This is a genomic window from Phycicoccus endophyticus (genome assembly GCF_011326735.1).
Classification (GTDB): domain Bacteria; phylum Actinomycetota; class Actinomycetes; order Actinomycetales; family Dermatophilaceae; genus Phycicoccus; species Phycicoccus endophyticus.
The window spans coordinates 19,763-33,186 of sequence record NZ_JAANCN010000018.1 but is presented as its reverse complement, the minus strand read 5'-3'; the positions used below and the strand labels follow the sequence as shown (position 1 = coordinate 33,186).

The window sequence follows — 13,424 nt, the reverse complement described above, 5'->3', positions numbered from 1 at the left end:
CACCTGTCCCCCGAGACGCAGCCCGCGGGCTGCGCCGCGGCCACGACGCAGGTCCCCGCGCTGAACGTGCCGGAGGCCGGTACCCCGATGAGAGTGGCGTTCATCGGTGGGCACGGACGCAGCGGGAGCACGCTGCTCGGTCGGCTTCTCGGGTCCGTCGACGGGGTCTTCTCGGCGGGCGAGGTCTGCTATGTCTGGGAACAGGGGGTCCTGCGGGACTGGATCTGCAGCTGCGGCGAGCCCTTCTCGCGGTGCGACTTCTGGCAGGCCGTCGGTCAGGAGGCGTTCGGGGGGTGGACCACCGACGTCGCCGAGCGGGGCCTGGCGCTGCGCAAGCTCGTGGACCGCAACCGCTACGTCCCGAAGCTCCTCGCCCCGGGTGCTTTCCCGGGCTATGCGCGCGCGGAGCGGGAGTACGCACAGATGTACTCCGCCGTCCACCGCGGGATCGCCCGGGCGAGCGGGGCGCGCGTCGTCGTCGACACGAGCAAGACGCCGTCGACGGGGTACCTCCTGCGCCGCATCCCGCAGGTCGACCTGCGCGTGGTCCACCTCGTCCGCGACGTCCACGGCGTCGCCTACTCCTGGGCCAAGAAGGTGCCGCGCGCCGACCGTGACGGCGCGCTCATGACACGGCTCAGCCACCGGCGCACCGCCCTGGAGTGGACGGCCTTCAACGCTCTCGTCGAGGGGCTCGGGCTGCTCGGGGAGCCGCGGCTGCTGCTGCGCTACGAGGACCTCGTGGCCGCACCGGAGACCCGGTTGCGGGACGTCCTCGGCTTCGTCGGGGAGGGTCTGCTGCCGGCCGAGCCCGGGCTCGGTTTTCTCGAGGCGGACACCGTCACGCTCGCCCGCGGTCACGAGGTCACGGGCAACCCCATGCGGCTGCAGGGGGGTGCCATCCAGCTGCGCCTGGACCAGGAGTGGCGTCGTGCGATGCCCCGTTCCCAGCGGCGCGCCATCACCACGGCGGCGGCACCCGGGCTCGTGCGGTACGGGTACCTGGGTCGCTCGGGGGTGGACCGATGACGGTGCAGGTGGCGTTCATCGGGGGCCACGGCCGCAGCGGCAGCACGCTCCTGGCGCGGATGCTTCACGGGCTGCCCGACGTGTGCTCCGTCGGCGAGCTGCGCAACATCTGGGACCGCGGCGTGCTCCGCAATGCCGCATGTGGGTGCGGTCAGCCCTTCTCCGAATGCCCCCTGTGGGTGCCGGTGGGGGAGAAGGCCTTCGGTGGCTGGGAGACCAACCTGGCCCAGCACGCCCTGGATCTCAGGCGCCACGTGGACCGGGTGCGGTCGGTACCTGCGCTCGCGGTCGGCGGGTCGAGTGCCTTCGCGCGCGCAGCCGACGAGTACGCCGGCCTGGTCTCGGCGATCTACCGGGCTGTGGCCGAGGTCAGCGGCGCCCGGCTTGTCGTCGACTCCTCGAAGGTGCCCTCCACGGGCTTCCTCATGGGGCGTGCCCAGGGGGTCGACGCGCGCGTCGTCCATCTCGTGCGAGACGCCCGCGGCGTGGCCTACTCCTGGACCCGGGTGGTCCAGCGCTCCGACGCCGACGGGGCGATGGCCCGCTCGGCGCCGGTGCGCACGGCGCTGCGGTGGGAGACCTTCAACATGATGACCGAGCTGCTCGGCCATCGGGGGCTGCCACGGGTCGTCGTCCGCTACGAGGACCTCGTGACCGACGCGGCTGGCGAGCTGGCACGGATCGCACGCTTCCTCGAGCTGCCGAACTCGCCCGAGCAGCTCGCTTTCATCGACGGCGAGGTCGTCGACCTGCCGATGGACCACAACGTGTGGGGGAACCCGGTCCGCTCGGCGAGCGGGCCGCAGCGCCTGCGGCTGGACCAGGCGTGGCGCACGGAGCTGCCGCCCCTCCAGCGCCGGATCGTCTCGACGGTGGCCGTTCCCGGCCTGTGGCGGTACGGCTACCTCGACGCGCGACAGGAGGAGGTGGCGGCGCATGGCTGACCAGGTGCCCACCGAGGTGACGGTGCTGTACATCGGCGGCATGCCCCGCGGAGGGACGACCCTCCTCGACCTCATGATCGGGCAGCTGCCCGAACACGTCGCGGTCGGCGAGCTCTTCTACGTCTGGCTCACCGGCGTGGAGCGGGACCGGCTGTGCGGGTGCGGGCGTCCCTTCCACCAGTGCGAGTTCTGGCAGTCGGTCGGCGAGGAGGCGTTCGGTGGCTGGGACCAGGTCGACCTGCCCGCCATGAAGCGGCTCGTCGCTCGGGTGGACCGCTCCGCCTACCTCCCGCTGTTGCTCGCACCGTCGCTCAAGCCCGGCTTCCGTGAGGACCTGGCCGCCTACCAGGACACTCTCACGCGCCTGTACCGGGCGGTCGCCGCGGTCTCCGGCTGCCGAGTCGTCGTCGACTCGAGCAAGCGCCCCTCTCTCGCCTACGCCCTGCGCACCGCGCCCGGTATCGACCTGCGGGTGGCGCACATCGTGCGCGACCCCCGCGGTGTCGTGCAGTCCTGGAGCAAGGAGGTCGCCCTGCCCGAGGGCGCGGGCGCCAACTCACACCTCAAGAGGCGCTCGGCCCGGCTCGTCACCCGCCGATGGATGACGGTGCACTCGATGATCGAGAGTCTGGGCCGGCTCGGCGTCCCGATGACGACCCTGCGCTACGAGGATCTCGTCGTCGACCCGCATCGGGCCGCGCAGGCGGTGGCTGCCCTGACCGACACGCCCGTGGGCCCGGACACGCTGGGCTTCCTCGGCCCGGACGGCCTGAGCGTCCGGCCCCACCATACGGTCGCCGGTGGACGAATCCGCTTCCACGACGGTCCGATGGCGCTTCGCCTCGACGAGAGGTGGCGGCGGGAGATGCCCTCGGCACGTCGCCGGCTCGTCGCCGTCGGCACCTGGCCGATGCGCAGGAGGTACGGCTATGAGTGAGCCCGACGTCCGCGAGCGGCCGCCGCTGGCCGGGCCGGGCGCACCGGCGCGCAACGTGCTCTTCGTGTGCTCCAACGGAGGCCACCTCGCCCAGCTCCTGGCGCTGCAGCCGTGGTACCGCCACCAGAGGCGCACCTGGGTTACCTTCGACCAGCCGGACGCCGTGAGCCGGCTCCAGGACGAGTCGGTGGTCTTCGCACACCATCCGACGACGCGCAACGTCCCCAACCTCCTGCGCAACGCCGTCCTCGCGTGGCGCACCCTCCGGCGGGTCCGGCCCGACCTGCTGGTCTCGAGCGGTGCGGGCGTCGCCGTGCCGTTCTTCGTCCTGGGTCGCCTCCTCGGGATCCCCACCGTCTACATCGAGGTGCTCGACCGGGTGAACAGCCGTACTCTCACGGGCCGCCTCGTCGGTCCGTTCACGACCTCGTTCCTCGTGCAGTGGGAGGCACAGCTTCGGCTCTACCCCAAGGGCACCGTCCTCGGGAGGCTCCTGTGACCACCCGCCGTGTCCTGGTGTCCGTCGGGTCCGACCACCACCCCTACGACCGCCTGGTGCGCTGGGTCGACGCCTTCGCAGCACAGCGACCCGATGTCGACGTCTTCGTCCAGTACGGGACGTCGGCAGCGCCGCGGCATGCCAGCGGTGCCGCCTACCTGCAGCACAGCGAGCTGACGCGCCTCATGGACGAGGTGGACGTCATCGTGACCCAGGGGGGACCGACGGGCATCACCGAGAGCCGCCGGCACGGGATCAAGCCGGTCGTCGCGCCCCGGCATGCGCGCCTGGGTGAGCACGTCGACGACCACCAGCGGGCCTTCGCGCGCTTCCTCGGTGAGATCGGAGAGGTCATCCTCGTCGACACCGAGGACGCCTCGGAGTTCACCGCGCGGCTGAGCGCCGTGCTCGAGGACGTGTCGTCGGTGCGCGTCGACCCCAGCGCCGACGACGTTGCCATCGCCGCGTCGGTCAGTCACTTCGCCGAGCTCGTCGCCGCACTGCCCCGGCACCGGGGCGCCGAGGCCGAGCAGGTCCTGCGATGAGTGTGGTTGCGCCCCTTCCCCGGACGGCGACCGCGGCGCCGCGTCCGGCTGTGCGCAGGGCCGGAGGCGGGGGGTCTCGTGTGGTGGGCTGGCTCTTCCCCCCGGGGTGGCCGCTGGCCTGGCTGTTCATCGGCTACCCGCTGTGGTGGATCCTCGGCGTCTCCCAGGCTGCCGTCCCTGTCCTGTCCGCGTTCATGCTCGCCGCCGTCCTGCGCCGCCATCGCATCCTCGTCCCGCGGGGCTTCGGGTTCTGGCTGCTCTTCCTCGGGTGGACGGTGGGCGGGCTGCTCCTGCTCCAGGTCGATGCCCCCGGCGCGGTGCCGGGCGAGAGCACCGGCCGCTACGGCGTGTGGGCCCTCCGGGCGATGTGGTACGTCTCCGCGACGATCATCCTGCTGTACATCGGCAACCTGCGCGAGCAGCTGCCCCTGTCACGCGTCGCGCGGTACTTCGGCTGGATGTTCGTGTGGATCGTCATCGGCGGGTTCGCGGGTGCTCTCTTCCCGAAGGTCGACTTCCCCTCCCTGGCGGAGCTCGTCCTGCCGCACGCCCTCACCTCCAACACGTTCGTCAACGGGATGGTGCACCCCAGCCTCGCGCAGTACCAGCGGGTCCTCGGCTACCAGGAGGCTCGGCCGAGCGCGCCGTTCAGCTACACCAACACCTGGGGCCTGGCCCTGGCGACCTTCATGCCCTTCTTCGTCGTCTCCTGGACCAACGGAAGCCGCCGCCGTCGCCTCGTCGCCGTGGCGTTCCTCGCCGCGGCGATGTTCCCGGTCGTCCAGTCGCTCAACCGGGGCCTGTGGGGTGCGCTCATCGGGATGGTGGTCGTCGTCGCGGTGCGGTATGCCGTCATGGGACGCGTCCGCGTACTGGCGGCCCTCGTCCTGTCCGTCGCGGTGCTCGGCGTCGGCATCGTGGCCACCCCGCTCGGGGAGACGATCGCGGCCCGCTGGGACCACCAGCACAGCAACGAGGGCCGCACCGACCTCGGGACGTTGACGTTCGAGAGCGTGATGTCGGGTTCCCCGGTGGCGGGCTTCGGCACCACCAGGCAGGTGCAGGGGAACTTCAACTCGATCGCCGGCGGGGCCACCGCCCAGTGCCCGAAGTGCAGTCCGCCCTCGCTGGGGACGCAGGGCCAGACGTGGCTGCTGCTCTTCACGACCGGTGCCGGCGGACTGTTGCTCTACGGGGCGTTCATGGCCGGCGCCGCCGTGCGGGGGATGCGACAACGCTCGCCATACGCGACGGCGGGTCTGGCAACTCTCGTTGCGCATGCGGTCACCTCGGTCGTCTACAACGTCAACGGGCCCGGGCTCTTCGCGATCATGGCCGGCGTCGCCTTCATCTGGCGCGAGGAGATGGGCGCGACCTCGAGCCTCACGGAGCGCATGGGCGGGAGCCTGCGGAGCATCTGGCCGACGATGGCCGGCTACGCGGCGCTCGTGCGACGCAATGTCGTCATTCTGGCCCTCGCGCCGGTGATCGGTTGCGCTGCAGGGCTGCTGCTCCTCGCCTCCGGGGGCCTCCCGGTGAGCTCGACGATCTCGGTCGTGCTCCCAGAGGAGTCGAGCGTGAACTCGGAGGCAGCGGAGCTCACCATCGACAGCGAGGCCCAGTACCTGGTGTCCGGACCAGTCCTCGAGGCCGTCGCCGGTGCTGTGGGGCACCAGGTCGACGGGAAGGACCTGAGGGTCACCGCGACCGCCAACTCCCGGGTTCTCCAGCTGACCTACCGGGCATGGAGCTCTCGTGACGCCGTCGCCGGTGCCGAGGCCGCCGCGAGCGCCTTCCTGGACCAGCGTCGGGACCGTCTCGAGGCCGAACGTTCCGCTGCGGAGGTGTCGCTGGAGCGTCGAGCGGACGCCGCGCGGCAGGGGGTCACCCGGTCCCACTACGTCATCTCGGAGCTCGAGTCCCGGGCCGCCTATACCGGACAGCCGGTCGACACGCGGTTGCTTCGTGCGGACATGGAGGAGCAGTCGGGCGAGCTCGGTGAGCTCTCGGCCGCCCTCTATGCCGTCGAGAACCAGTCCGTCGACCCGGGCGAGGTCCTGCGCGGACCCTTCACCCGCACCGACGACAGCCGCATCTACATCGACGCCGTCAGCGGCGCGCTGGTCGGCCTCCTGGCCGGCCTCGGCCTCGCCCTGGCCCGCGACCTGCGCTCCCTGCGGCTCAGCCGCGCGACCCGGGTGACCCCGCTGACGGGCCTGCCGCTGCTCGCGGCGGCCGACGACCCGCAGAGTGCTGCCCTGTACTCAGCGGCGCACGCGGCCGCTGCCCATGGTGCGACGACCAGTCTGCTGGCCGGCGCGAGCCGACCGGCCCGCGCCGCGTCTCGAACGGTCGACGCGATCCTCTCGCACCGCGAGAACGCCCTCGGCCTCCTCGCGCGAGAGGAGAAGGGGTTCGTCCCGGGGGCGGTCCTGGTTGCCGACCCGCGCTCGCGCACCAAGGACGTGCTGGGCGTGGCCCGCCGCACGGAGGGAGCCGGAGTGCGCGTGCTGGGCGTGATCCATGTGCGCCGACCTCGGCGGTCCCTGCGTCGGCTCCTGCGACCCCGGAACGCCCGATGACCCACCGACCCACCCTCACCACCACCGACGAAAGAGATCCCATGGACGGCCTTCCTCACACCGACGAGCGCACCGACCTCGTCCGCGACGCCTTGCGTCGGCACGCGATCGTCATCCTCGTGCTCGGCGTGGTGTTCGGCGCCCTGGGCTTCGCCCTGACGCAGCGCTCGCACGACGTGTACACCTCCGAAGCCAAGGTGCTCATTCGCCCGACCGTGGGCAACCCGCTCTCGCCGGACGCCACCTCGAGCAGCCAGCGGGTCACCGTGGCAATGGTCACCGAGGCTGCGCTGGTGGACTCCCCCGTGATCGCGGACCGGGTCGCGGAGGCGACCGGGGAGAGCGCCGCCGACGCGTTGCGCTCGGTCTCCGCGGACGTCCCGGCGAACACCCAGCTGGTCGCCATCACGGTCCGGAGCGAGGACCCCGCAACCGCGCAGGCGGAGGCGCAGCGGTTCGCCGAGGAGTACCTCGCCTACCGCGAGGAGCAGAGCACGTCCGTGACGACCACCGAGATCGACAACCTCAAGAAGCAGGAGGAGTCGGTCCAGAAGAGCCTCGCGGCCGCGGGCAAGGCGGCCGCCGTGACCGACGCGCAGCCGGACGCGAACGCGCAGGTCCAGCTCTACGCGGGGCGCCTGGCGACCATCCAGAACAGCATCGCGACCGCGCAGGCGACAGACATCCGGCCGGGCTCGGTCGTCCTACCGGCGACCTCCGGCTCGGTCCAGCGCAACCTCATGCGGCTGGCTCTGCCGGTGCTTGCCCTCGTCATCGGTCTGGCGCTCGGCGTCGCGTGGGCGCTGCTGCGCAGCCGGCGGGATGACCGCGTGCGCGCGGTCACGGGCCACACGCTCGACACCGTCCCGGTCCTCGCGACCGTGCCCGCTACGGCCCCGGGAGCCCGGGAGGTCGCGGGGGAGGACGACGCGGCCGTGGCCGAGAGCTACCGGCTGGCCCGCGCCGCCCTGCTCGCAGAGCCGCAGCGTCGGGGCCGCGTGGTCGCCGTGGCGGGTTGCACCCCGCAGACGAGCGCGGGCGACGTCGCGGCGAACCTCGCACTCTCCCTGGCCCGGGCCGGGTACTCCGTGGTGCTCGTCGACGCGTCCGGGAGCCAGGACGGTGTCGGGGCAGAGCTCGGCATGCGCTCGGCCGTCGGGTTTGCCGACCTCCTCGGCCACGCCGCCCCCGATGCCGACGACATCGAGGTGACGCGGCTCGGAGGCGTGAGCGGCGTCGACGTCGTGGCCGCGGGCCGCAACGTCGACCGGGCGCGCGACCTGTACTACAGCGAGTCGATGGGAGCGGTCATCGCCTCGCTGGTCCGCCGGTACGACCTCGTGGTCCTGGCGGCCGCGTCGGTGCCGAGCGCGGAAGGCAGCGGGGTGGTCCTCGCCGCCGACTCGCTCGTCGCGGTCGTCGAGGAGGGGCGCACGAGCCACCGCGACCTCCAGGTCACGGCCGAGCGAGCCGCCGAGCTGCGCAGCACCCTGTTGGGCGTTGTGGTGGTTCCTTCCGCGGCCCCGGCGCGGCGACGGATCCGTGGCCTCCGGACCTCGGACGGTGCTGTCGCGCCGCAGCCGGATGCGACTACCGTCGGGTCTGCCGACCACACCTGACCGCACGAGGGCCCCGTCATCGAGAACCACACCGCCGATGTCACCGCGACGAGCCTGGCGACCGAGGACCAGGACGACGAGGTCGGCCTGCCGACCGAGGCGTGGCCGGTCGAGGTCGTCCGGATCCTCTGGCCGCAGGGGAACGTGCGGGCTCGCTTCCTGGCCCGGTCACCGTCCCAGCCGGGGGCGACCGTGCTCCTCGCGCTGCCATCCGCGAGGCGCCCGGCCGCGTTGGTGCCGGCCTCCTCGGCTGCGGCCGCTTCCGCGTTGACCGCCCTCGCGACGGGAAGCAACCGGCGCAGCCGCCAGCGGCTCAAGGCGATGTCCACGGTGGTCAGGACCCTCGGGACGTGGGTTCTCCCGTGGCGGCTGGTCGTGACGCCGAGCCCGGAGCCGGGCTCGGCGCCCCTGGTGGACTGGCTCGAGGAACAGCTGGGCAGCCGCCCGCTGGTCGGGGTGAAGAAGACTGCGCCGCGCGCCAACAACAAGCCGGTCCTCGTCCTGCTCGACGCGGACGGGGGCGTTCTCGGGTACGCCAAGGTGGGCATCAACCCCCTGACGCAGCGCTTGGTCAAGGCCGAGACCAAGGCCCTCGGCCGGATCGCCGCGCGGTCCATCCCCGGCCTGCGGACGCCGGAGCTCCTTGCGAGCGGTGAGTGGAACGGGAGCCACGTCCTGGTCCAGGGCGCGCTGCGACCCACCGGCGACCAGTCGTGGGCCCCGGAGGAGCTGATCCCCCGGTTCGCGGCCTTCGCCGGCTCTGCGGGGCTCGCCACCACCCCGCTGCGGTCCAGCCCCTACCTCGAGCGCCTCCGGCGCCGCCTGCGCAAGCACCGCGCCTATGTGCCCGGTGCACTGGGCGCCGAGCTCGAGCGGGTCGTCACCGCCGCGGGCGACGTCCCCCTGACACTCGGGAGCTGGCACGGGGACTGGACCCCGTGGAACATGGGACGCGACGGCGACGACCTGCTCCTGTGGGACCTCGAGCGCGTGAAGTCGGGCGTGCCCGCAGGCTTCGACGCGGTGCACTACACCCTCCAGTCCGAGATCGTCCGGAAAGGGACGCCACCCCTGGCTGCCGCCCGCTCGTTGCTCGAGCAGGACGTCACGCTGGCGGCATCGTCCCTGCAGGCGTCTCGCCGGCTGCTCGCCCGGCTGTACCTCATCGAGATCGGCACCCGCTACTGCGTCGACCGGCAGGCCGAGGCCGGCGGGGCGCTCTCCGACCTGGGCTCGTGGCTGCTGCCGGCGCTCGCCGGGCCGCTGCGCGAGGAGGCACTGCATGGCTGACGCGGCCACGGGCCTCTCGGCCGAGTCCCAGCGTTCCATCGGCCGGCTGGGGCGCGGCAGTGTGGCCAACTTCGGCGGGGCCATCGTCTCGGCCGTGGCCAACTTCGGGGTCGCCGTCCTCATCACCCGCGCCCTCCCGCAGACCCAGGCCGGGGTGTTCTTCTCGGTCTCCTCCCTCTTCCTGCTCGCCGTCTCGGTGGGCCAGCTGGGAACGCCGACGGGGCTGGTGTACTTCCTCAGCCGGGCCCGTACGCTCTCCCAGCCGGAGCTGTTGCGCCCTTACATCCGGGCCGCCCGGATCCCGGCCATGACTGCTGCCTTCCTCGCCGGTGCGGTGGTGGTCGTCGCGGCGCCGTGGATCGCGGCCTGGAGCACCCCGGGTCACGTGGACCTCGGCACCACCTTCTTGCGGGTGCTCGGTGTGTTCATCCCGTTCGCAAGCCTCAAGACGCTCAACCTGTCGGCCTCTCGGGGGCTCGGGACCATGAGGCCGACGGTGCTCGTCGAGCAGGTGGTCCGGCCGGTTCTGCAGCTCGTCCTGGTCGCCCTCGTCCTGGCCTTCCACGCGACCCCTCTGCTGCCGGCGGCCTGGGCGGTCTCCTTCGTCGTCGGCGCGGCCGGGGGGCGGGTGCTGCTCTCTCGGCGGATCGAGGCCGCGGGTCCGGTCGTGCACGAGCCTCGCCCCGTCATGGGTGAGTTCTGGCGCTTCACCTGGCCGCGTGCCATCGCCAACGTGGCACAGACGGCCATGCAGCGGTTCGACATCGTGCTCGTCGCGGCACTGGCCGGCGCGGGCCCCGCGGCGGTGTACGCGGCGTCGACGCGCTTCCTCGTCCTCGGACAGCTGGGCAACCGGGCCATCCTCACCGCTGCCCAGCCGCGTCTCGCCGAGGCGCTCGCCCGCGGCGTCCGGCGGGACGTGCTGGACATCTACGGTCTGTCCACGGCGTGGCTCATGGTCGCCACCTGGCCGATCTACCTGTTGTTCGCGACCGTCGGAGCGCCGCTGCTGTCGGTGTTCGGCTCCGGGTACGCGGAGGGAGCGGGGCTGCTCGCCCTGCTCTCCCTGGCGATGCTCGTGGCGACCGGGTGCGGGATGGTCGACATGGTCATCAACATGGCGGGGCGCAGCTCGTGGAACCTCGGTTACGTCCTCCTCGCGGCCGTGACGCAGTTCGGCCTCGACGTGCTGCTCATCCCGCGGCTAGGTGTCCTCGGCGCGGCGATCGGCTGGGCGAGCTCGATCGTCACCCAGAACGTCTTCGCGGTGACCCTGCTGGGGATCCGCCGGCGCATCCACCCGTTCGGCTTGGCGACCGGCGTGGTGGCGGGTGTGGCCGTTCTCAGCTTCGGCGTGGTTCCCCTGGTGACCCGTGGGCTGCTCGGGTCGGGAGTCGCGACGACCGTCACCGGCGCGGCCCTGGGGTCCCTGGCCTACGGCGCGTTGCTCTGGCGGTTCCGCCACACCCTCCACCTGCGCTCGCTCCTCGTGATCCGTCGCCGCCGCCCGACCCGCTCCGGGTCGGCCACCGAGACCGGGGAGCAGTGAGATGCGGATCGCCTACCACCTCCAGACGCACAAGGACCCCCGCCAGATCCTGCGCCTCGTCGACCGCATCCGGCGCGGAAGCGACGGCGAGACCATCGTGCTCGTGAGTCACCAGACCGGTGGTGAGCCACTGGCCCAGCGTGACCTCGAGGCCGGCGGAGAGGCGGTCCTGTTGCCCAGCTCGGGGGGCTATGGGGACTTCAGCCACGTGGACCGCTACCTCGAGAGCGTCGACTGGCTGCTCGACCGCGACGACCCCTTCGACTGGTTCGTCAACATCTCGGGCCAGGACTACCCCCTGCGTCCGGCGCGGGTCTGGGAGGCGGAGCTCGCGGCGGGCCAGGCCGACGCGTGGATCGGCTTCTTCGACGTCTTCGGCCCGGAGAGCAAGTGGCCACGGGCACGAGGGGTGACGAGATACGACTTCCGGCACTGGCGGACCACCCGGATGACCCAGCGCTGGCAGCGCCGGCTGCGTCCGCTCGGGGCGGTCAACCTCGTCCAGCCCGTGGTCCGGGTCAGCCCGTCCTTCGGTGCGGTGGGGGTGCGGCGACGCTCGATGTTCACCGAGGACTTCCGGTGCTACGGCGGGTCGTTCTGGGGCGCTGTGAGCCGGGAGGCGGCCGCCTATGTCGCGGACTACACGCACTCCTCGCCGCAGCTGGCCGCCTACCTGCGCGGGAGTCTGGCACCGGACGAGGTGTACGTGCAGACCGTGCTCGGCAACGCCGGGCGGTTCACCATCCGCCCCGAGGCGCGCCGCTACTTCGACTTCTCCCTCGGCATGGGCAACCACCCCAAGGTGCTGACGACGCAGGACCTGCCGCGGATGACCGCGTCGACGGCGTGGTTCGCGCGCAAGTTCGACCCCGCAGTGGACTCCGCGGTGCTCGACGCGCTGGACCGTGCCAACGGCTGGGACGAGTCGGGAGGCTAGACGTGGACGGGCCCGCGACCGGGAGGTCGCGGGCCCGTCCACGGTCGTGGCGTCCGGTCAGGGAACCTGTTGGCGGAAGAGGCTCGAGCTGGCCCACCGCGACAGCGCGGTGGCCGCGGTGCTTCCCGGTGTCACCCGGGCCAGTCGTCGCGTCCCGGAGTTCCAGTACGCGATTGCCTTGACCTTGGGGAACGACGACGCCTGCGACAGGGCCGAACGGATGACGGCCGCCTTGCGCTTGTCGTGCGTGTTGTACACACCGAACTCCGCGACCATGAACGGCTTGTTGCCGTGGTGGGAGGACATGTAGTTGTACATGCCCGGCCACGGGGAGCGCTTGGAGAAGCGCACGTTCATCATCCCGGCGAAGTCCCGGCACGGGCCGTTCTTCGGCTTGACGCAGGAGTAGGAGTCCCAGGCGATCCAGTCGACCACGTCGTCGCCGGGGTACATCGTCGGCCACCACTTCTCGAGGTGGAACTTCTGGGTCCCCTGGAAGTTCACGACGAACACCGCGTTGTCCACGCCGCGGTTACGCAGCCGGTGGACCACGTGCCGGAACATGGCGCGGAAGTCCTTGGCCTGCATCCCCGAGCCCGCCCTGGCCACGACGTCGTTCTCGGGCTCGTGGTGGATGGTGAGGAAGAACGGCTTGTTGTACGTCGAGCGGATGTGGCGTGCCAGGCGGTTGAGGTAGGCGTCCTCTGCACCGGCTGCGACCTGGGCCCAGGTGTGTCGGGTCGTCGGCATGAGGCTGAGCAGCAGGTACCTGTGGCCTGTGGGGTCGTTGGCCAGGGCGATCTCGGAGCTCGTCGGGAACATCTGGCCGATCCGGTGGTAGCCGTGGTAGATGTCCGTCCGGGCGCCGGTCATCCGTTCGAACGCGGCAACACCGTCGGTGCCGGTCGGCGTGGAGACGCCCCACCAGGCGCCGCAGGAGGGGACGAGCGTGGCCGACACGCTGCAGCTCTGGGTGGCGGAGGCCGCCGTCGCGGTGCCAGCCGTGACTGTGGCCGAAGACGGCGCGCGGTGCGTCAGGGGACCGGCGCCGGCGGGTGTGGGAAGGGCGGCGCAGACGGCCGCGCAGGCGACGGCGCCGAGCCGGAAGGCCCAGCGGCGCCCCGGCGGAGGGGCAGGGGGACGGGGAGGGGGCATCACAAATCTCATGATGAGAACTTTCGACAGAGGGGGTGATGACATCGCATTCGGCGACCGCCCCCGCCGGTGGCCATGTGTGCAGGGTGGACACCGGCGAAACGGGAACCAAACTCGCGGGAGCATAGCGGTCGAGGGCGCCCGACGGGGGTATCTCGGCGCCCAAGTGTCCTGCGTCATTCGACGACGGGCGGCCCTGGGGCCCCTTACGCTGGAGCCACGGACGGCGCGTCGCCGGCCCGGCCACTGCGTCGAGCCGCCGCCCGGTATCTCGGCCGGCATGTGCGACGGGCGCAGGGCCCGGGCAGGGATGAGAGGCGAGCAGGTGGATACTTCCG

11 protein-coding genes are annotated in these 13,424 nt (G+C 72.0%); 10 read left to right on the top strand and 1 reads right to left on the bottom strand.

Translation table 11 applies throughout. The features are described from left to right. The first annotated feature begins 93 nt into the window (after positions 1-93). The 10 genes from G8D98_RS14590 (at position 94) to G8D98_RS14545 (ending at position 11,931) form a co-directional block, all read left to right on the top strand. Positions 94-1,029 carry a sulfotransferase family protein gene (locus G8D98_RS14590; protein WP_166104962.1) on the top strand — a complete coding sequence of 312 codons (936 nt, stop codon included), beginning with the start codon at positions 94-96 and terminating at the stop codon, positions 1,027-1,029. Further along, positions 1,026-1,973, top strand: a complete 948-nt coding sequence (locus G8D98_RS14585; RefSeq protein ID WP_166104958.1) for a sulfotransferase family protein — start codon at positions 1,026-1,028, stop codon at positions 1,971-1,973. The genes G8D98_RS14590 and G8D98_RS14585 overlap by 4 nt, the downstream gene beginning before the upstream one ends. Beyond that, entirely contained in the window at positions 1,966-2,910 is a 945-nt protein-coding gene (locus G8D98_RS14580; protein ID WP_166104955.1) for a sulfotransferase, read from the top strand. The genes G8D98_RS14585 and G8D98_RS14580 overlap by 8 nt, the downstream gene beginning before the upstream one ends. Next, positions 2,903-3,409 carry a PssD/Cps14F family polysaccharide biosynthesis glycosyltransferase gene (pssD, locus tag G8D98_RS14575; RefSeq protein WP_166104954.1) on the top strand — a complete coding sequence of 169 codons (507 nt, stop codon included), beginning with the start codon at positions 2,903-2,905 and terminating at the stop codon, positions 3,407-3,409. The genes G8D98_RS14580 and pssD overlap by 8 nt, the downstream gene beginning before the upstream one ends. Continuing rightward, a complete protein-coding gene (locus G8D98_RS14570) occupies positions 3,406-3,954 on the top strand; it encodes a glycosyltransferase (protein WP_166104951.1) in 549 nt (182 codons plus the stop codon). Before pssD ends, G8D98_RS14570 begins: the two co-directional genes overlap by 4 nt. A gap of 83 nt (positions 3,955-4,037) precedes the next feature. Then, the gene (locus G8D98_RS14565; RefSeq protein ID WP_166104949.1) at positions 4,038-6,536 is read left to right on the top strand and encodes a hypothetical protein; all 2,499 of its coding nucleotides are present in this window, start codon (positions 4,038-4,040) and stop codon (positions 6,534-6,536) included. Further along, positions 6,533-8,155: a tyrosine-protein kinase domain-containing protein gene (locus G8D98_RS14560; RefSeq protein ID WP_166104947.1), complete on the top strand. Its 1,623-nt coding sequence runs from the start codon at positions 6,533-6,535 to the stop codon at positions 8,153-8,155. The genes G8D98_RS14565 and G8D98_RS14560 overlap by 4 nt, the downstream gene beginning before the upstream one ends. A gap of 267 nt (positions 8,156-8,422) precedes the next feature. Continuing rightward, positions 8,423-9,445 carry a hypothetical protein gene (locus G8D98_RS14555; protein WP_166104945.1) on the top strand — a complete coding sequence of 341 codons (1,023 nt, stop codon included), beginning with the start codon at positions 8,423-8,425 and terminating at the stop codon, positions 9,443-9,445. Then, positions 9,438-10,994 carry an oligosaccharide flippase family protein gene (locus G8D98_RS14550; protein ID WP_166104943.1) on the top strand — a complete coding sequence of 519 codons (1,557 nt, stop codon included), beginning with the start codon at positions 9,438-9,440 and terminating at the stop codon, positions 10,992-10,994. Before G8D98_RS14555 ends, G8D98_RS14550 begins: the two co-directional genes overlap by 8 nt. A 1-nt stretch (position 10,995) precedes the next feature. Next, a complete protein-coding gene (locus G8D98_RS14545; protein WP_166104941.1) occupies positions 10,996-11,931 on the top strand; it encodes a beta-1,6-N-acetylglucosaminyltransferase in 936 nt (311 codons plus the stop codon). Positions 11,932-11,988: 57 nt separating this feature from the next. Here the strand turns inward: G8D98_RS14545 and G8D98_RS14540 are convergent, their stop codons facing one another. Further along, positions 11,989-12,891, bottom strand: a complete 903-nt coding sequence (locus G8D98_RS14540; protein ID WP_166104939.1) for a glycosyl hydrolase — start codon at positions 12,889-12,891, stop codon at positions 11,989-11,991. Between the last annotated feature and the right edge of the window lie 533 nt (positions 12,892-13,424).

Bases quoted from the DNA above. Each gene is read 5' to 3' on its own strand.
- G8D98_RS14585 (WP_166104958.1), top strand. From the start codon at position 1,026: ATGACGGTGCAGGTGGCGTTCATCGGGGGCCACGGCCGCAGCGGCAGC.
- G8D98_RS14560 (WP_166104947.1), top strand. From the start codon at position 6,533: ATGACCCACCGACCCACCCTCACCACCACCGACGAAAGAGATCCCATG.
- pssD (WP_166104954.1), top strand. From the start codon at position 2,903: ATGAGTGAGCCCGACGTCCGCGAGCGGCCGCCGCTGGCCGGGCCGGGC.
- G8D98_RS14550 (WP_166104943.1), top strand. From the start codon at position 9,438: ATGGCTGACGCGGCCACGGGCCTCTCGGCCGAGTCCCAGCGTTCCATC.
- G8D98_RS14545 (WP_166104941.1), top strand. From the start codon at position 10,996: ATGCGGATCGCCTACCACCTCCAGACGCACAAGGACCCCCGCCAGATC.
- G8D98_RS14580 (WP_166104955.1), top strand. From the start codon at position 1,966: ATGGCTGACCAGGTGCCCACCGAGGTGACGGTGCTGTACATCGGCGGC.